Genomic DNA, 17,049 nt, shown 5'->3' on the forward strand with positions numbered 1-17,049 from the left:
GAGGTGGGGAGTCGATGATAACCAAACCATCCGCTAGACCTGTCTGATATCAAGGAGACGCTGGAAGCAGTATTGGGAAGGTTTGATCCGGCAACGGATTAGGTAATATTTATTGAGACATCACATGGACTATACAAGGGGCGAACTAATTCATCGCAGTAAGCGGTGCTTATGGAAAGCAGCTATCCGATTCGCGAGCCGCCGCGTAATTATGACGAAGGCGATATCGTGGGGATATCGCAAAGTCGCTTCATGCTATGGGGGTTGTCTCGTCGTTTCGGGGGCATCCTATAAGAACGATCCTCTGGTCATGGATGAAAACGAATGATGTAACCGGGATACCCGGATGAGTTATTTCCGCGTGAGGATATCGTGAAAACGGTTGAAACGCGGTGGAATCCCTATTTTGGCAAATAGCGATCCAAGAACCAAGGTTAATCTGATGACGCGAGGGGGTACCGCCATGCTTCGAATGTTACTTGGGGAACAACCCCGGCAGAATAACGGCCTGCTTGAGGAAGCCATTGAATCGATGGTCCAAACAACCCGGCTGCTGCAGAAGGAAATGGAGAAAAATCAGGACCCGACACATGACTTTCGCAAGCTTGAGATTTGGACCCGGGGGTTGATCGTTTCCCTGGATGAGCTGGAACAGAGCTGGAATGCTGCCAGGCATTTCAGTCAATCGGTCAAATCGGGTTACATCGATGACATGTCGATTCAGGAGCAAGGGGAATATCAACGATATGTGTATTTTTACAAAAACGGCTTCATCCGCGTATTCTCGATCCTTGACAAGCTGGGGACGGTGCTGAACGATTTGTACGATCTCCATACCTCCAAGGTGAAGGCGCATTTCTCTTATTTTACGGTCCTGCGGCAGTTTAAATTCCTGAAGACCCACGGAGAGCTGGCCAAAGAGCTGGAAGCGATCAAGGAGCGTTACAAAACACCGCTGAACACGCTCCGGAAACGGCGGAACGCCGAAATCCATTACATGAATTCCGAGATGCAGGATGATTTGTGGCAGCGTCATCAAGGGCTGTCGGACAAGGTCGAGCTGGAGGATATCGATCAGCACCTGGACGATCTCAAACAAGGTGTTGATATGGTATGCCGGAGTCTGGCGGCCTCTTATAAATATACGAACGAGCTTTGGGGAAAAAATGGAGTCAGGGCTTAGGCACAAAATCGCCATGAAATTCCTTTTGACAAAAACCAGAAAAGAATCTATACTAACTATTGCATTCATTAAATGTTATCAAATCAGATCAAATTAATCGGAAAAATTTCATATCGATATTTTCTTATCGAGAGAGGCGGAGGGACAGGCCCGATGAAGCCCGGCAACCGACTCTAAGCGTGTAATTGCTTAACGCGATGACGCTTGGAGTGACATGGTGCTAATTCCTTCAAAGCTATGGGACACCCTTAGTTTTGACAGATGAGAAAAGGCGTTGACTTTTACGTAAAGAGGGCCCTTTTTGATTCTACAAAAAGAGGCTCTTTTCTTTTGGGTAAATAGATATGAAGCTACGGAAAAAGGAGGATAATCGGATTGATTGAGCTCAAGCAATTGACGAAGCAGTACGGAAAAGCCGGAACTTTAACAACTGCGTTGTCCGAATTGGATTTGTCGATTGAAAAAGGAGAAATTTTCGGAGTGATCGGACACTCCGGTGCAGGTAAAAGTACATTGATCCGTTGTATCAATTTGTTGGAGCGTCCCACCTCGGGCGAAGTGTGGGTGAACGGTAAGAACTTAACGTCGCTTGGCAAGAAGCAGCTTCAGGCGGAACGCCGCAAAATCGGCATGATTTTTCAGCACTTTAACCTGTTGTCATCGGCGACGGTGTACGATAACATTGCGTTTCCGCTGCGTCTGATCAAGACGCCGAAGGCCGAACTGGAACGCAAAGTATCCGAGTTGTTGGCTTTGGTCGGCCTGGAGGCGCATCGGGACAAATACCCGTCCCAGCTATCAGGGGGCCAGAAGCAGCGCGTGGGTATCGCCAGAGCGCTCGCGAGCGATCCGGAAGTGCTGCTATGCGACGAAGCGACCTCTGCGCTTGACCCGCAGACTACGGATTCGATCCTGCGCCTGCTGCTGGACATTAACAAAAAGTTTCATCTGACGATCGTGCTGATTACCCATGAGATGCATGTGATTCAGAGCATATGCGACCGGGTCGCGGTCATTCATCAGGGCGGCATCGTGGAGCAAGGGCCAGTAACGGAAGTGTTTCTGAAGCCGAAGCATGAGATAACCCAGGAATTTATCCGCCAGGAGATGGACAGCGGCGAAGCGCTGCGGCTGGCCATTCAGGGCCAGGCGAACGGACCTTCAAGAGCGGTGCAGATTACGTTCCTTGGATCGAAAACGTACGAATCGATTCTGTCCCATGCCGTCCATGAGACGGGCGTGAATTTTGCAATTCTGCAGGGCACGATCTCTACGATTAAAGAAACGCCGTATGGCCAGCTCATTGTCCGTTTCGAAGGGGAAGAGCGTGCCATCGAAGATACGGTCCGGAAGCTGCTGGAACAAGGATTAGACGTGGAGGTGATTCATTAATGTTCGAACTCGATTTTACCCAGATCGACTGGAAGGAAATATGGACGGCAACCTTGGATACCCTTCGGATGCTGGGGGCTTCGGCCTTGTTCAGCTTCATTATCGGACTGCCGATTGGCGTGCTGCTCTACATGGCCGCTAGATCCACATCCGGTCTGGTACGCTTCGGTTACTCGATCCTGTCGTTCATTGTGAACATCCTGCGTTCGATTCCGTTCATTATCCTGATCGTTGCGATGATCCCGATTACGAAATCGCTTGTGGGTGTTTCTTATGGCGTGCTGGGAACCATTCCACCGCTCGTGATCGGCGCGGCGCCATTCTTCGCCAGACTCGTGGAAACCGCCTTGAATGAGGTAGACAAAGGGGTCATTGAAGCGGCTCATGCTATGGGCTCCTCGACAAACCAAATCATATGGAGGGTTCTCCTTCCGGAGGCTCGCCCGGGCTTGCTGGCCGGGATGACCATTACGATTGTAACCCTGGTATCGTATACCGCGATGTCCGGTCAAGTCGGCGGCGGCGGGTTGGGCGATTTGGCCATCAAGTATGGATATTACCGTTATGAGACTGAGATTATGATCCTGGCCGTCGTGTTGATGATTGTGCTGGTACAACTGCTGCAAATGGCAGGAGATCGCTTGGTCCGACATTTTACAAGAAAATAACGGAATGGATGAGGCATCAAGGAAGACAATATAAAAAAATATATTTTCGGAGGGAGAGTTTTTAGAATGAAAAAATGGACATTGGCATTGATCAGCTTGACCTTGGTTACGGTGCTGGCTGCGTGCGGCAGCAAGCCTGCGGATAACGCGGCTGAGCCAGGGGGAACAACAGGAGGCGGCGCTCAAGAGACCGTAACCTTGAAAGTAGGTGCTTCGCCGTCACCGCACGCCAAAATTTTGGAGCATGTCAAACCGGCACTTGAAAAAGAAGGCGTAAACCTGGAAATCGTGGAATTCACGGATTATGTTCTGCCTAATACGCAAGTGGACTCCAAAGAAATCGACGCGAATTTCTTCCAGCACAAGCCTTACCTGGATAACCAGATCAAAGAGCGCAAGCTGGACCTGGAGTCCGTGATCGCCGTGCACGTGGAGCCGCTAGGTGCGTACTCCAAAACCATTACATCTGTGGATGACCTGAAGGATGGTGCGGTTGTAGCCATTCCGAACGATCCTTCGAATGCTGGCCGTGCATTGACGCTGCTGTCCAAGAACGGTGTCATTAAGCTGAATGATGAAACCAAGCTGGAAGCTACCGCCAAGGATATCGTGGAAAATCCGAAGAACCTGGAGTTCAAGGAAGTTGAAGCCGCGATGCTGCCACGTATGCTGGATGAGCTGGATCTGGCTGTCATCAACACGAACTACGCGCTTGAAGCGGGACTGGATCCAACAAAGGATGCGCTCTTTATCGAAGACAAAGAGAACCCTTACGCCAATCTGCTGGTAGCTCGTCCGGACAACAAGGATTCTGACGCTATCCAAAAATTGGCGAAGGCGCTGACTTCCGAGGACGTGAAGACCTTTATTGAAGAAGAGTACAAAGGTGCTGTCATTCCGGCATTCTAATTCGAGTTCCAAAGCTTGATCATGCTGAATATAAATTGTTCGTATTTGTTAAGAGAGGGCATTATCCAAAGAGACCTATCGGTCTTGACGGATAAGCCCTTTCTTTTATTGTCTCTATGCCCATCTCTGCCGGGTTTGCAAGTTGTTAGGCCTTATTAAATCTTTTATACTGAAGGGAGGATATCCATCTGAGGAGGGAAAGCCTTGAAAGGAAAAGTGGCGCTGATTACAGGCAGTGCGACAGGATTGGGGAAAATGACGGCGCTGTCGTTAGCCCGGCAGGGATGTCATTTGGCTATAAATTATGTAAACAGCAAGGATGAAGCGGAGGCGCTCTCCCGCGAAATCGAGGGGTTTGGCGTGAAATCCATTGCGATTAAAGCCGATATCGCCAGCGAACGTGAGCTGTATTCATTGGTGGATCAGACGGAGGAGCAGCTGGGAAGCATCGATATCCTGGTGAACAACGCAGGTCCGTTCATTCGGGAACGTCGTCTGTTCTCGGAATACAGCCCCGACGAAATCGTACATATGGTGAATGGCAATTTAACCGGCGTCATGCTGCTGGACCACCGTGTTCTGCCTGCCATGCGGGAGAAAAAGTGGGGACGCATCATCCACTTTGGATTCGGACATGCGGGAGAAGCCCGCGCGTGGCCTCAGCGTTCAGCCTATGCTGCCGCTAAAGTGGGCCTGGTATCCTTTACGAAGACGCTTGCGGTGGAAGAAGCCCCGTATGGAATCACCGTGAACATGATCTGTCCGGGGGATATTCGCGGAGCCAATAAAGAGAAGACCATCAATGAGGTATCGGGCATCCAAGACGGGCTGACCCCGCGCGGACGATCGGGAAGCGGGGAGGACGTCGCCAGGGTGATCGAATATTTATGCCTGGATAAGTCGGATTTCATTACCGGCAATATCATGGATATATCCGGCGGACTGGATCCGATCCGTCCGTTGATTAAACCGGAATAACAAAAAATAACCCCACAAAGTGGAGTCCATGCTTCTATGCTTATTCCATATTCTATGCGGGGACCCTAAAACACATAAATGCGGTTAAAGAATTGCTTGTGCTCCGCTGTAAACTTCTTTTAAATCTCAAAAAAAGAGTCTTGGTTCCACGAAGGAAACCAAGACTCTTTATAGTTAAAGAAGATTTAGAATACTTGAACTACTTCTTGAATGCCTTCTACTTCTTCAACCAGGGCGCGTTCAATCCCTGCCTTCAGAGTAATGGTGGAGCTAGGGCAGCTACCGCATGCACCCATCAATTTCAGCTTAACGATGCCGTCTTCAACGTCAACCAGTTCCACGTCACCGCCGTCGCGCTGCAGGAACGGACGAAGTTTATCAAGCACTTCAGCCACTTCATCATATACAGTGGTTTGCGTGTTTTCACTCATCTTGTTCAACTCCTTTCCTCCCTATATTATAGTACATAAACCGGCAAAATAAAATGCCAATCTTAAGGCAGGTCTAATAACAATGTCCATTATCATTGAGTTTTGCACAAGCAATTCCTATTTCGGCACGGATAAAGTTCTGCAGACGCTTGAAGCCAAGTACGATTGTCAAGTCATCGAATACGGCTGCCTGACCAGCTGCGGCCAGTGCTATCTGATGCCCTTCGCTTATGTGGATGGCGAATGGGTGGAGGCCCCCACGGCTGAAGAGCTGCTTGACGTTGTCATCGCCAAGCTGGAAAGCTTTAAGGACAGCGAAGAGGAAAGCTGACGCCGGATACCTGGCATTTCCGTAAGGAAGAACATAGCGTCTGCAGCCTGTGGGTCTAGTAATGACGCTTGGATTTCCAGAGAACCCCGCTCTTCAATATCCTTGGTACCCGGCCCAGAACCGACGTGCTGCCCATGAGTCCAAAGCCCGCATGTTTGCCGAGGGAGCCGAGGGTTCCCTTGAGCTTCAGCGGAGATACCTTTGGCGTATCATCACGCCATATAGCTTTCATGACATGTCCCACTTGCTCGGCTTGAGCCCCGGCCGCTTGCGCGCTTGGGACGAACGGGAGGCTGGCGCAGTCGCCGATCACGTACACTTCCGGATGGGACGGAACCTGATACCACTCGTTCAGCAGTATGCGTCCGCTGCGGTCTTTTGGCAGATCGAGATCCTGTACGACTTTTACGGGCTGAATGCCCGCCGTCCATACAGCCAGGTCGGTTGCGATAGGCACATCCAGATTATACACGGCATCCTTCTCAACTCGGGATACGGAAACCCCGCTGTGGATATCCACATGGTGTTCCTCAAACCAGCGATGAATATAAGCAGACAAACGGTTAGGAAAAGAAGAAAGTACCCGTTGTCCCCGGTCCAAAATGGCGATATTAAGGTCAGGCCGGCTTTCACGAAGATCGGCAGCGAGTTCGATGCCGCTTAAGCCTCCGCCAATGATATGAACATGACCATAAGGTCTGAGGTTGTTCAGGTGCAAATAGGTTTCCCGGGATGCAGAGAAAGATTGCAGGCTAAACGTGAATTCTTCAGCGCCCGGAACGCCATGATATCGGTCCGTACATCCCAGAGCAATGGCGAGTTGATCGTATTCCACGGGATCGTTGTTCGTCAGGTTAACAAGCCTCTTCTCCAGATCGATGGATGTGACTTCACCATATACAATTTGGAGGCGGTCATACACCGGGAATTTAACACGAACTGCGGTATCAGCCACGGTGCCTGCTGCCAGCGCGTAATATTCGGTTTTGAGTCCTTGGTATGGCATGCGGTCGATGAGCACGACCTCCACGTCCGGAGGAAGATAGCTGCTGAATAATTCTTGAATTAGGGCAAGACCACCATAGCCTCCGCCGAGAATGACGAGCTTTTTCATAAATTTCTTCCTTTCTCAAGAGATAAGAAGGTGAGCGCCGATTCGCAAGAAAAACGCCGCTGGAAGCGGCTTAGGTTACCCACGCTATATTATCTCTTTAACCTGTTTTCCGTTTTTTGGAACGTCTCTCGTTTGCTTAAATCCCTGCGGGTAAGACTTATTCGTAAACCTTGATCTCGTTGTAGAAGGTATCGCGTTCAACCGGAATCCGGCCTGCGCCTTGGATGAGCCAGACGAGCTCTTTGCGTGTCAGCCCTTCCGGTGTTAAAGCTCCTGCAGCATGGCTGATACGTTCCTTCAGGATCGTGCCATGGACGTCGGAAGCTCCGAAGCTGAGAGCAACTTGCGTCAATTGCGGCCCGATATTAATGAAGTACGCTTTGATATGGTCGATATTATCGAGCATCAGACGGCTGATGGCAATGGTTTTCAAATCCTCGTAGGCCGAATTGCGGCGCATGATGCCTGCATTCTTATTCTTCGGCTGCATGGACAGCGGAATGAATACCATGAATCCACCCGTTTCATCCTGAAGATCCCGAATTTGCAGCATATGGCGGATCCGGTCCTCATGGCTCTCGATCGATCCGTACAGCATGGTCGTGTGCGTCTTCATGCCAAGCTTATGTGCGGTACGGTGTACGTCGAGGTATTGATCTACGTTGGCTTTGTCCACCTTCATCTTCTGACGGTATTGGTCAGACAGAATCTCGGCTCCGCCGCCTGTTAAAGACTGAAGTCCAGCTTTCTGCAGTTCTTGAAGTACTTCCTTCGTGCTAAGTCCGCTAATGCGAGTGAAGAATTCAATCTCCGCCGCGGTATAGGCTTTCAGAGTTACTTCCGGGAAACGCTCGCTCAATGCCTTCAGGGAATCTACATAGTACTGGAACGGCACATGGTTATTATGTCCGCCAACGATATGAAATTCACGAATGCCCGGATGAATATGCTGCTCGACATACTCGATCATCTCCGCGCCGGAGAGGGTGTAGGAGCCTTCCTCGCCTTGATCTTTCCGGAAATTGCAAAAAGCGCAGTGGGATTCACATACATTCGTGAAATAGAGACTCATGTTCTCAATGAAGTAAACTTTTTTCCCGTTCTTGCGCAAATTGGCTTCATTAGCCAGCTGCCCGAGGGTCAGCAGGTCATCGGTTTGGTACAAATACACACCGTCTTCAAGATTCAGGCGTTCGCCGTTTTGGACTTTCGCAACGATCTCCGCCATTCTCTGATCGGTAAATGGTGTCACAATTGTGGACATGTTCAATCCTCCTGTTCACACTTGACCTGCATAGAAGATCCAGCAGAAAAAGCGATCATAAAGTGAATCACTCCCCTAAGGGAACGGTCCGTTTATAGTGGTATAACAACAAACATCAATAATGGGCTGAATAATTAAGTGAGTTTGTGAAAAAATATACAACTGTGGACCAGCCATAACCTTTGCCGCTTTTTAGCCGAGGGATGTGACAATTATCCAACAGTTGCCGCCCATGTTCCTTCCCTATTATAAACCTGACCCCTCGGGGTAGCAATACAAATAGAGGAATTGAAATTAGGTTATTCATTACATATCAAACGCCATCATAACAACCTTGAGCGAATTCGCGAAGAGGAGTATACTGAAAGAGTGAACGAAAAGGAGGGTGACCTATGATTACAATCAGCGACTCAGCTGCAGAACGTTTGAAAGAAATGCTTGCTGAACAGGAAACGCCCAATATGTTCCTTCGACTGGGTGTCACTGCCGGCGGCTGCAGTGGTTTTTCATATGCAATGGGCTTTGACGATCAAGAAACGGAAGCTGACGTATACATGGACCTGCAGGACATGAAAGTCGTTGTCGAGAAGGACGATCTGAAGTACCTGAACGGTCTTGAAATCGACTTTGAGGAATCCGGCATGACCGGCGGCTTCACCATCCACAATCCGAACGCCACCGTCACTTGCGGCTGTGGTTCGTCATTCCGTACGGCAACGGATGCGGGCAAACCGAACGAAGAGCCTTGCTAACAAGGACTCTCTAGAGGGCTAAAGCCTGAGTCCAACAGTTAAAGACCTCTCCCGGCAATCTTGTCGCAGAGGTCTTTTTAGCGTTATGAGAACATCCGCATCGCTGTATGAACCCCAAAAAAGCAGCCAACTCCGCAATAAGGAGAGGCTGCTTTTTTGGGTTCTTTCTATTCAGACCGGGAAGAAGAAGGTATCGTTCAGCATCAGCACGATCATGCCGGCGGCCACAAGCGAAAATACGATGCAGCCCGCTCCGAGCCCTCTGCGCTTATCCTTGATGAACTTGAAGCCCATGACAAAGATAAGAACGGTGATGGCTGCTAGGGCAACCGACATGCCGACAATGGCAATCCAGTACAATATTTCAAACAATGCTGCCAAGGTGACAAAGCCTCCTTTATAGGTATCCATAGTGATGGATTTAATACGGACAAAGCTCTGTTCTTACTATACGATAGATCACAGCATTTGCAAAGGGAGGCTGCCGTGAGGCAGCAAGAACCTCGATTATTAGGCATACCATCACGGACAATCATCCAAGACAAAGCGCGGATAGGGGAATAGGATAACGTATGTCATGAATAAAAGGAGGCGAAAGCAGCATGGCGGGAAGACAACTGGCCAGCAAGTGGTTGAAGACGGAAGCGCTGCTGACCGATCCGCAGGTTGCTCCCTACATTCCGGCTACCCAGTCGTATGGAGGGGATACCCTGGTCTCAATGCTGGCCGAACACGAAATGGTCGTGATTAAGCCGATTATAGGAACCGGTGGTAACGGAGTCATCCGAATACAAACAGACGGAACGGGATACTTGGTAACCCATAAGAGGCGTACTGTTCATGTAGATACATTGAATTCCCTGATATACGTACTGAGCAGGATGAGGCTGAGACGGCGCTACATGATACAGCAGGGCATTCATTTGGCTCGAATTCAGGGACGTCCGCTGGATTACCGTGTAAAGGTAGTCAAGGATCGAGGGAGATGGGAATTCCGGGCCATGCTTGGGCGGCTCGCGAGCCCAGGGCTTTTTGTGACGAATATTTGTAAAGGGGGGACGCTGCTTCGTTGTGGTCCTGCACTCCGGCTGTCACTGCCCCATATTAATGCGAGGGAAAAGCGCAATGAGATGCGCCACTTAACCAGGCAGTGCATAACGATACTGGAATCCCGCTTTCCGGGTATCGGGGAGCTGGGGTTTGATTACGGATTAGACAACGAGGGCAAGATTTGGATTTTGGAGGTTAATACAAGACCAAGCTGAATTTTTGTTTAATATTCCCAACTGTAGACGTTTATATGATTTTTTAATAGGGTAATAAAAAAATAACCACAATCTACCGATATTATAATTGATCAATTTTTTTTATACTAGAAATTCCCTATATCCTGTGTATAACATTTATCCCCACAATCCACTTTGATATGACCCTGTTTTTTACACTTACCAACAAATTATACACAGGATTTCCACAAGAGGTTGTGGATAAGCGAACAGTTGTTCCGTTTTAGCATGTCTGATATGATAGATTCAGGAAATTTGAGGAAGGGGTGTGAGAGGGATGGCTATGTTGACGGATGAGATGCTTCTCGATTCCTATCATATGGCTGTTGAGTTGAAGTTGGAGCGAGAGTTCATCACTCTACTGCTAGCCGAAATTCATAAACGGAACTTGGACACCGATTCCGGCAGCATCCTGCATTAATCAGATTTTTCGTATATAGAATAGATAACTTACGACATGATACGTATATAATGTGGGAGCTTTCAACCAAGTTCTACATATGGTTTGAAGAATAGAAAAGGTATCTTCGGTTCCGGGGCGAGTGTAAACCCTTTCGGAACGAAGATACCTTTTTTTCTATGAATATATGGATGTATATGAAGTTAAAATTCTAGCTGCCCTTACAATTTCATGTTACTGCTGTGGCCCGGTGCCAATCTGGCCTCAGGATCGAAGTAAACCTTGGCATTGTTCACCGCGGTAGGTGCTTCACCAAATCCAACAGCGATCAGTTTAACCTTGCCCGGATAGGTGGTAATATCGCCGGCTGCAAAAATGCCCGGGATACTTGTTTCCATACGGGAATCCACCACAATGGAGTTGCTTTCAATGGCGATGCCCCATTCGGAGATCGGACCGAGAGAGGACACAAACCCGAAATTGACAATGACATCGTCCACTTCAATCTCTTGCGTCTCTTTGGTCTTAATATGAGAAAGCGTAACCTTCGTAATCGTATCTTCACCATGCAATTCGGTGATCTCGGTTGGTGTAATGATGTTCACCTTCGATGCCATGAGCTGCTCAACACTATGCTCATGGGCACGGAATTTGTCACGGCGGTGAACCAGTGTAACCTGCTCGGCGATCGGCTCGATCATGAGCGCCCAGTCTACCGCGGAGTCGCCGCCGCCGCTGATGAGAACCTTCTTGCCTTTGAAGCGGCTGAGGTCGTTGACGAAATAATGAAGGTTGGTCTTTTCGTATGCTTCTGCCCCTTCAATCTCCAGTCGACGGGGTTGGAACGCTCCTACACCGGCAGTAATAATGACAGCTTTGGCGTGGTGTTCACCCAAATTCGTTTTTACGACAAAATGACGTTCTTCAAGTTTTTCCACAGCCTGTACTTTCTCTTCAAGACGAATGTCCGTTTTAAAGAGCTCCATTTGGGCGGACAGATTGTTCACAAGCTCTTGAGCGGTTACTTTCGGAAAGCCTGCTACGTCATAAATATATTTCTCAGGATACAGCGCAGCCAATTGGCCTCCAAGCTGAGGCATGCTCTCGATAAGTTTTACCGAAGCTTGGCGCATTCCGCCGTAAAAAGCAGCAAACATACCTGCAGGTCCGCCACCGATAATCAAAAGATCCGTCATATTGCTGTCTTGTGGCATCGTTGTCATGCGGTAAGCACCTCCATAAAATGAGTTTATATTCGAATCAGACAGACGTTCTTGTCCGGATAAAGCTGATTCACGAATTCCTTACCTATTATAATCGTCCCGAAGCGGCATGAAAAGACGAGAAATGAGTTAAAATACCTAACATTGGAATGGATGCGCTTACTTAGTAAGTGAGGGGATAAATGGCGGAATGATTTGCACATTATATGGCAAAAAATTTCTTGATATTTGCATAGTTTATGCATATGATTAACGTGATAACTTGTGTTCATTACAGGGTAGTCCTATATATTGTCAACTGTAGCCGCAGTAAGGAAACCTTAGTGTTACAGCTGTTTTTGAACCTTAATGAACCATCAGGTCAAATGATGAAACGGGCTCTGATTAGGGCTCTTCTCTTTTTTTGGATGCAATTTCACAGAATGTTAACATGTGTACCATACTGTATATATAAAGAGTAAGCTGGAAGGAGCAATAGAATGAGCAGCATACCGAAGATCGTAATCCTTGGCGCGGGTTACGGAGGCATATTGACAGCGCAGCGGCTGCAAAAAGAGCTGAATTATAATGAGGCCGATGTTACATTGGTAAATCGCCATGATTATCATTATATTACAACGCATTTGCATATGCCGGCAGCAGGAACAGACAGCATTGAGAACACCCGGGTATCCATTTCCAAGTTGATAGACGAATTCAAAATCGACCTGGTCAAATCCTCGGTTCAGGAAATCCGCCTTCACGATAAGAAGGTTATTCTTGAAGATGGAACATTATCCTATGACTATCTTGTCATTGGACTCGGCGGAGAGCCTGAAACCTTTGGCATTCCAGGACTCGCAGAGCATGCGATGACGATCCGAAGCATTAACTCGGTACGATTGATACGTGAACATATTGAGTATCAATTTGCTTTATATAAAAATGAGCGCAGACCGCAAGAGCGCATTAACTTTGTGGTTGGCGGAGCCGGATTCAGCGGCATCGAGTTTGTAGCCGAGCTGGCAGACCGCATTCCGAGACTGTGCAAGGAATATGACGTCGATCCGACGCTGGTGAACATCTATAATGTCGAAGCCGCGCCAGCCGCGTTACCGGGGTTTGCACCGGAACTGGTGGAGTACGCCATGAACGTTCTTGAGAAGAAAGGCGTTACCTTCAAGATGGGCATTGCAATCAAGGAATGCCTGCCAGGCGGAGTCGTTCTGAACAATGGCGAAGAAATCCGGGCGGCAACGGTCGTATGGACCGGCGGCATCCGCGGGAACCGTCTGGTGGAAGCAGCAGGTTTCGAAACGATGCGAGGCCGCGTCAAGGTGGATGAATATTTGCGTGCTCCCGGATACGAGAACATTTATATTATCGGCGATAACTCCCTGATTTTTAATGAGGAAGGCAGACCTTATCCGCCGACCGCCCAAATGGCGATGCAGCAGGGCGTGTGCTGTGCCCAAAATATCGTTGCGGCGATTCGGGACAAGTCGATGCGCAAATTCGAGTTCCATAACAAAGGCACGGTAGCTTCTCTTGGACGGGGCGAAGGCATTGCGGTTGTCGGGGATAAGAAATATCAGGGTTGGAAAGCGGCCCAACTGAAAAAGTTGGTTGATCTGCGCTACCTCTTCATTATTGGAGGGATTCCGCTCGTCCTGAAAAAAGGCAGGTTTCTATAATGAGACACTGCAGCGTTCAAGTACGTGGGCTGCTCACAAGAGATGAGCTGGATCGTTATAACGCCCTGATGGAGGTAGGCACCTATCTGGAGTCGCAGGAGCGGTACGATCTGGCTTACACCATTCAGCAGGAGGTCGACATTCTCATACTTCCTGCTATTGAGCGGCTCAAGGATAAGGGACGTGCCCGGGATCGGGCGACGGCTGAATATCTTGAAACCTTGCGCAAGCAAGAGCAAGATGAGGACGACGGTGAGGAATAGAAGAAGGGATGCTCTCGTGTAGAGAGCATCCCTTTTTTGACATTATAAGTTTTTGGGGTCCCCGCAAAGTATTTGGAATAAACATCGTAGCATAGGCTCCACTTTGTGGGGATATTTTGTACATGCTGTTTATGTGCAGAAGGAATTATACCTTCATTAATTCTGTAAATGAAGCCTGATCGAGCAGGTTGCCGACATAGAACGGACCAAACTCGCCGAAACGCGCACTTACTTCGTCAAATCTCATTTCGTACACGAGCTTCTTGAACTGAAGCGCGTCGTCGCTGAACAGGGTTACGCCCCATTCCCAATCGTCGAATCCAACGGAACCGGTAATGATCTGTTTGACCTTGCCGGCATAACCGCGGCCAATCATCCCGTGGCTCTTCATCATGGATTTGCGTTCGTCCATGCTGAGCATGTACCAGTTGTCCGACAAATCCCGCTTTTTGTTCATCGGATAGAAGCAGATATGCTTCGATTTTGGCAGGGCCGGCTTCAGACGGGCAATGACATGCGGATTCTGCATCGGATCCTCATCGGAGGAGCCTGCCAGGTAGTTGCTCAGCTCGACAATGCTTACATAAGAATAAGCCTTGGTGGTAAACTGCGCGAACGTTGTTTTGTTAAAGGCATTCTCGATCGCGTTCAGCTCTTCCAGCGTCTCGCGCAAAAGCATGAATACAAAATCGGCTTTCTGACCGACGATGGTATATACAGCGGTACTGCCTTTTTGGGCAGCTTCGACGGCATTCCATTCCTCGAGGAACGCATTCAGCTCGTCCAGCGCAAAAGCACGTACTTCTTCATCTGCAGCTTTCCAGGCCGGCCAATTGATGGTGCGGAAATCGTGCAGCGCATACCAGCCCTCAAGCGTCATTGCAGCTTCGTTCATGTGATCACTCCTAAACGTTATGTTCGTTATAATTGAAGCGGATGGCCGCTTGCATTAACTTCCTATATTGTACTGTAAGCGCAGTCGGAAGGGCAAACGCCGACACAATGTATTCACGATTGTTCGTTGATCTGTGACATTATTTTTAGTAAACTAGCTATTAGCTAAAGCTTGGTGTGCTGTTTCTTGCTGCAATAGAGTAGAATAGCTGCTACGCGTAGGTGATAAAGAAGAGGTGAAAACAGCGATCATGCTTCAATTTATTCCTGTGCTCGTGCTGATGATTTTGTTTTTTGTCATGATGTTCGGTATCGGTTTTATCCTAAATATGTTGATGAAGACGACCTGGTTTCCTTGCTTTCTGTTCGTGATTGTCATTTTGCCGGTCGTTGTATACAGCTTGTGGGATCGGGGCCAAATGTCGTTCTGGACTCACGTGGGATCCTTCCAACTGGTGGATTACTTAACGGGAGTTGCAGGTCTGATTGGTGCCTACATGAGCGGATGGACCATTAAGACATTGCGTATTAAAGGCTTTAGAATGTTTTAACGCGCTTGGCGCAAATTGAATGTAGTATTGATGGCGGCTCTGCAATATCTGGGGGCCGTCATTTATTATTTGTGGAAGCATGCAAATGGTGGGCGCAAGAATTCCAGAATTTTTGATGCGAAAGAACCGACTTCGAAACGACGGATTTATGATAGAATAGAGGAAGTCTATTTTTGGGCGACGGGGGGAGCATAAACGATGCGCATGACTAATTTTTTACATTTTACCGAGAACCACCGTTACTGCGTATACCGTGACTTCTGCTTAAGCGGCCTGGATGACAAAATGCTTGGTTCGATTTATCAACCGATGGTTGGCGCGTTTGCTGTCAGTTTGTACCGTCTTCTCGTATCGCATGTGCCGGTGGAGAAGGTGGGTTACTCGGCCATTGAACAGCAGCGAAGATTATTTTTGACATTAGGGCTTGAGCCTAGTGAAAAAGGACGCCGCTTTCTCATTGAGCAAACCTCAAAGCTGGAAGCGGTAGGTTTACTGCAGACAAGCCGGATGTTTGTCCCGGAGACGGATGACCATATCTATGAATATGAGCTGCAAGCACCGCTCAGTCCAGCGGAGTTCTTTAACACTCAGCATCTGACGCTGCTGCTTCGCGACAAGGTGGGGAAATTCGCCGTTCTGTCGTTAAGAGAAGAGCTTTGGAGCAAGGAACCCCTTGAATGGTCCGGTATTTCCTTCAACAAGGAGAACATTTCGGTTCCCTTTTATGATATTTTTGAGCTGAACACGCATGTCATTGATTATGAACTGGAGCAAGCGCTGGAAGAGGTCGCGGTGTCACGGAAGTCCATGGCGCCGCCAAATCCGGAAGGAGAAGGTCTGAACTATGCGGACATTATTCTCCGTTTTCCGCGTGAATCCCGTAATCGGGTCTTTGTGGAGCGTCTTCGCTACGACCACGAGCAGATGGGCATAGTGAATTACGTGGTGCGGAAATACGATCTCAGCACGCAGGATCTCTGCCGCCTGTTGGACGAGGACGGCATATTTACCGAGCATGGCGAGGTCGTGCTGGATGATCTTCAGCACAAGGCCAGTCTTCACTTTAGGCAGGGAATGAAGATGCAGGAGAAGCGGCAGATTACGGCAGGCAAGGTTGTTGCCTTGCGGCAGGAGATGACGGCCGATCCGGAAGAGCCGGCACAGGAGCATGCGGTAGAGATGGAATACTATGTGGAGGTTCCCGCTCAGTTCCAATCGAAGTGCGATATTCACCAATATAATATGATGCTTCGCAATGAGCCTTATACCCGGCTCCTGCAGACCTTCTTCCCGGGCTCGGTTCCAGCGCAGTTCCTGGACATCTTCGAAAAGATCGACCTGAGCTACAAGCTGCCGGGTGAAGTCATCAACGTGCTCATTCATTATTTAATGTCACTCATGGCCGCAGGCGGCGAGCAGCGCATCAACCGTAATTTCGTGGAGGCCATTGCTTCCAATATGCTGCTGAAGCAGGTGAACAGCTATGAGAAAGCTGTTCAGTATATACGTGATCAAGCCAAGATGAAAGGCAAGCAGAAGGCAACCACACAACGTACGCGTACATACGCTAAAGGCGGAAAGGTGAAGCCGGAAATTCCTGTAGCTCTGGAGACCGATCAGGCGGAGGCCGTATCGGATGAGGAATTCGAGGAAATGATGCGATTTGCGGCAGAAATGCAGGCTGGCAACAAGAAGGGCGGATAAAGTAATTCTGCTGAAGAGAGGAGGGAACAAGAG

Annotated in this window: 19 protein-coding genes and 1 riboswitch; of the genes, 13 read left to right on the forward strand and 6 right to left on the reverse strand. The window is 48.8% G+C overall.

What is annotated here, in order from left to right; all coding sequences use genetic code 11:
* Positions 1-463: 463 nt before the first annotated feature.
* The 5 genes from ACQKPA_RS26760 (at position 464) to ACQKPA_RS26780 (ending at position 5,130) form a co-directional block, all read left to right on the forward strand.
* Positions 464-1,183 (forward strand): Cthe_2314 family HEPN domain-containing protein, encoded by a 720-nt coding sequence (locus ACQKPA_RS26760; RefSeq protein ID WP_427495500.1) that lies wholly within the window; start codon positions 464-466, stop codon positions 1,181-1,183.
* A gap of 121 nt (positions 1,184-1,304) precedes the next feature.
* A riboswitch (SAM riboswitch) is annotated at positions 1,305-1,451 on the forward strand.
* A gap of 107 nt (positions 1,452-1,558) precedes the next feature.
* The gene (locus ACQKPA_RS26765; RefSeq protein WP_427495501.1) at positions 1,559-2,575 is read left to right on the forward strand and encodes a methionine ABC transporter ATP-binding protein; all 1,017 of its coding nucleotides are present in this window, start codon (positions 1,559-1,561) and stop codon (positions 2,573-2,575) included.
* Positions 2,575-3,243 (forward strand): methionine ABC transporter permease, encoded by a 669-nt coding sequence (locus ACQKPA_RS26770; protein WP_427495502.1) that lies wholly within the window; start codon positions 2,575-2,577, stop codon positions 3,241-3,243. Before ACQKPA_RS26765 ends, ACQKPA_RS26770 begins: the two co-directional genes overlap by 1 nt.
* Positions 3,244-3,309: 66 nt before the next feature.
* A complete protein-coding gene (locus tag ACQKPA_RS26775; RefSeq protein WP_427495503.1) occupies positions 3,310-4,152 on the forward strand; it encodes a MetQ/NlpA family ABC transporter substrate-binding protein in 843 nt (280 codons plus the stop codon).
* A gap of 204 nt (positions 4,153-4,356) precedes the next feature.
* Positions 4,357-5,130, forward strand: a complete 774-nt coding sequence (locus ACQKPA_RS26780) for an SDR family oxidoreductase (RefSeq protein ID WP_427495504.1) — start codon at positions 4,357-4,359, stop codon at positions 5,128-5,130.
* A 185-nt stretch (positions 5,131-5,315) separates the two neighbouring features.
* Here the strand turns inward: ACQKPA_RS26780 and ACQKPA_RS26785 are convergent, their stop codons facing one another.
* A complete protein-coding gene (locus tag ACQKPA_RS26785; RefSeq protein ID WP_006212609.1) occupies positions 5,316-5,561 on the reverse strand; it encodes a NifU family protein in 246 nt (81 codons plus the stop codon).
* 82 nt (positions 5,562-5,643) lie between these two features.
* Here ACQKPA_RS26785 and ACQKPA_RS26790 point away from each other — a divergent pair, with 82 nt between their 5' ends.
* Entirely contained in the window at positions 5,644-5,892 is a 249-nt protein-coding gene (locus ACQKPA_RS26790) for a YuzB family protein (RefSeq protein ID WP_427495505.1), read from the forward strand.
* Between the two features lie 55 nt (positions 5,893-5,947).
* Here the strand turns inward: ACQKPA_RS26790 and ACQKPA_RS26795 are convergent, their stop codons facing one another.
* Both ACQKPA_RS26795 and mqnE read right to left on the reverse strand, forming a co-directional pair.
* Positions 5,948-7,006 (reverse strand): NAD(P)/FAD-dependent oxidoreductase, encoded by a 1,059-nt coding sequence (locus tag ACQKPA_RS26795; protein WP_427495506.1) that lies wholly within the window; start codon positions 7,004-7,006, stop codon positions 5,948-5,950.
* A gap of 157 nt (positions 7,007-7,163) precedes the next feature.
* Entirely contained in the window at positions 7,164-8,270 is a 1,107-nt protein-coding gene (gene mqnE, locus ACQKPA_RS26800; protein WP_113060088.1) for an aminofutalosine synthase MqnE, read from the reverse strand.
* Positions 8,271-8,662: 392 nt separating this feature from the next.
* Between mqnE and ACQKPA_RS26805 the strand changes: the two genes are divergently transcribed.
* Positions 8,663-9,022, forward strand: coding sequence for a HesB/IscA family protein (locus tag ACQKPA_RS26805; RefSeq protein ID WP_071222399.1), 360 nt, complete (start codon positions 8,663-8,665; stop codon positions 9,020-9,022).
* Positions 9,023-9,193: 171 nt separating this feature from the next.
* On the opposite strand, the gene ACQKPA_RS26810 is transcribed toward ACQKPA_RS26805, so the two are convergent.
* Positions 9,194-9,403: a hypothetical protein gene (locus tag ACQKPA_RS26810; RefSeq protein WP_071222401.1), complete on the reverse strand. Its 210-nt coding sequence runs from the start codon at positions 9,401-9,403 to the stop codon at positions 9,194-9,196.
* Between the two features lie 221 nt (positions 9,404-9,624).
* Between ACQKPA_RS26810 and ACQKPA_RS26815 the strand changes: the two genes are divergently transcribed.
* Both ACQKPA_RS26815 and ACQKPA_RS26820 read left to right on the forward strand, forming a co-directional pair.
* Positions 9,625-10,287, forward strand: a complete 663-nt coding sequence (locus ACQKPA_RS26815) for a YheC/YheD family protein (RefSeq protein WP_427495507.1) — start codon at positions 9,625-9,627, stop codon at positions 10,285-10,287.
* Positions 10,288-10,585: 298 nt separating this feature from the next.
* Entirely contained in the window at positions 10,586-10,729 is a 144-nt protein-coding gene (locus ACQKPA_RS26820) for a sporulation histidine kinase inhibitor Sda (protein WP_006212600.1), read from the forward strand.
* A gap of 200 nt (positions 10,730-10,929) precedes the next feature.
* On the opposite strand, the gene ACQKPA_RS26825 is transcribed toward ACQKPA_RS26820, so the two are convergent.
* Positions 10,930-11,931 (reverse strand): NAD(P)/FAD-dependent oxidoreductase, encoded by a 1,002-nt coding sequence (locus ACQKPA_RS26825; protein ID WP_071222403.1) that lies wholly within the window; start codon positions 11,929-11,931, stop codon positions 10,930-10,932.
* 479 nt (positions 11,932-12,410) lie between these two features.
* Between ACQKPA_RS26825 and ACQKPA_RS26830 the strand changes: the two genes are divergently transcribed.
* Both ACQKPA_RS26830 and ACQKPA_RS26835 read left to right on the forward strand, forming a co-directional pair.
* Positions 12,411-13,604, forward strand: a complete 1,194-nt coding sequence (locus tag ACQKPA_RS26830; protein WP_076324836.1) for an NAD(P)/FAD-dependent oxidoreductase — start codon at positions 12,411-12,413, stop codon at positions 13,602-13,604.
* A complete protein-coding gene (locus ACQKPA_RS26835) occupies positions 13,604-13,867 on the forward strand; it encodes a hypothetical protein (RefSeq protein ID WP_427495508.1) in 264 nt (87 codons plus the stop codon). The genes ACQKPA_RS26830 and ACQKPA_RS26835 overlap by 1 nt, the downstream gene beginning before the upstream one ends.
* A 145-nt stretch (positions 13,868-14,012) precedes the next feature.
* On the opposite strand, the gene hemQ is transcribed toward ACQKPA_RS26835, so the two are convergent.
* Positions 14,013-14,762 (reverse strand): hydrogen peroxide-dependent heme synthase, encoded by a 750-nt coding sequence (gene hemQ, locus ACQKPA_RS26840; protein ID WP_427495509.1) that lies wholly within the window; start codon positions 14,760-14,762, stop codon positions 14,013-14,015.
* Between the two features lie 250 nt (positions 14,763-15,012).
* Between hemQ and ACQKPA_RS26845 the strand changes: the two genes are divergently transcribed.
* Both ACQKPA_RS26845 and ACQKPA_RS26850 read left to right on the forward strand, forming a co-directional pair.
* Positions 15,013-15,312, forward strand: a complete 300-nt coding sequence (locus tag ACQKPA_RS26845; protein WP_015737411.1) for a YuiB family protein — start codon at positions 15,013-15,015, stop codon at positions 15,310-15,312.
* Between the two features lie 198 nt (positions 15,313-15,510).
* A complete protein-coding gene (locus ACQKPA_RS26850) occupies positions 15,511-17,016 on the forward strand; it encodes a helicase DnaB (protein WP_427495510.1) in 1,506 nt (501 codons plus the stop codon).
* Positions 17,017-17,049 lie beyond the last annotated feature (33 nt).

It is taken from the genome of Paenibacillus sp. NPDC093718 (assembly GCF_050279985.1).
In the GTDB taxonomy this organism is placed as follows: Bacteria; Bacillota; Bacilli; order Paenibacillales; family Paenibacillaceae; genus Paenibacillus_AQ.

Bases quoted from the DNA above. Each gene is read 5' to 3' on its own strand.
- ACQKPA_RS26760 (WP_427495500.1), top strand. From the start codon at position 464: ATGCTTCGAATGTTACTTGGGGAACAACCCCGGCAGAATAACGGCCTG.
- ACQKPA_RS26770 (WP_427495502.1), top strand. From the start codon at position 2,575: ATGTTCGAACTCGATTTTACCCAGATCGACTGGAAGGAAATATGGACG.
- ACQKPA_RS26775 (WP_427495503.1), top strand. From the start codon at position 3,310: ATGAAAAAATGGACATTGGCATTGATCAGCTTGACCTTGGTTACGGTG.
- ACQKPA_RS26785 (WP_006212609.1), bottom strand. From the start codon at position 5,561: ATGAGTGAAAACACGCAAACCACTGTATATGATGAAGTGGCTGAAGTG.
- ACQKPA_RS26790 (WP_427495505.1), top strand. From the start codon at position 5,644: ATGTCCATTATCATTGAGTTTTGCACAAGCAATTCCTATTTCGGCACG.
- ACQKPA_RS26795 (WP_427495506.1), bottom strand. From the start codon at position 7,006: ATGAAAAAGCTCGTCATTCTCGGCGGAGGCTATGGTGGTCTTGCCCTA.
- mqnE (WP_113060088.1), bottom strand. From the start codon at position 8,270: ATGTCCACAATTGTGACACCATTTACCGATCAGAGAATGGCGGAGATC.
- ACQKPA_RS26805 (WP_071222399.1), top strand. From the start codon at position 8,663: ATGATTACAATCAGCGACTCAGCTGCAGAACGTTTGAAAGAAATGCTT.
- ACQKPA_RS26815 (WP_427495507.1), top strand. From the start codon at position 9,625: ATGGCGGGAAGACAACTGGCCAGCAAGTGGTTGAAGACGGAAGCGCTG.
- ACQKPA_RS26820 (WP_006212600.1), top strand. From the start codon at position 10,586: ATGGCTATGTTGACGGATGAGATGCTTCTCGATTCCTATCATATGGCT.
- ACQKPA_RS26825 (WP_071222403.1), bottom strand. From the start codon at position 11,931: ATGACAACGATGCCACAAGACAGCAATATGACGGATCTTTTGATTATC.
- ACQKPA_RS26830 (WP_076324836.1), top strand. From the start codon at position 12,411: ATGAGCAGCATACCGAAGATCGTAATCCTTGGCGCGGGTTACGGAGGC.
- ACQKPA_RS26835 (WP_427495508.1), top strand. From the start codon at position 13,604: ATGAGACACTGCAGCGTTCAAGTACGTGGGCTGCTCACAAGAGATGAG.
- hemQ (WP_427495509.1), bottom strand. From the start codon at position 14,762: ATGAACGAAGCTGCAATGACGCTTGAGGGCTGGTATGCGCTGCACGAT.
- ACQKPA_RS26845 (WP_015737411.1), top strand. From the start codon at position 15,013: ATGCTTCAATTTATTCCTGTGCTCGTGCTGATGATTTTGTTTTTTGTC.
- ACQKPA_RS26850 (WP_427495510.1), top strand. From the start codon at position 15,511: ATGCGCATGACTAATTTTTTACATTTTACCGAGAACCACCGTTACTGC.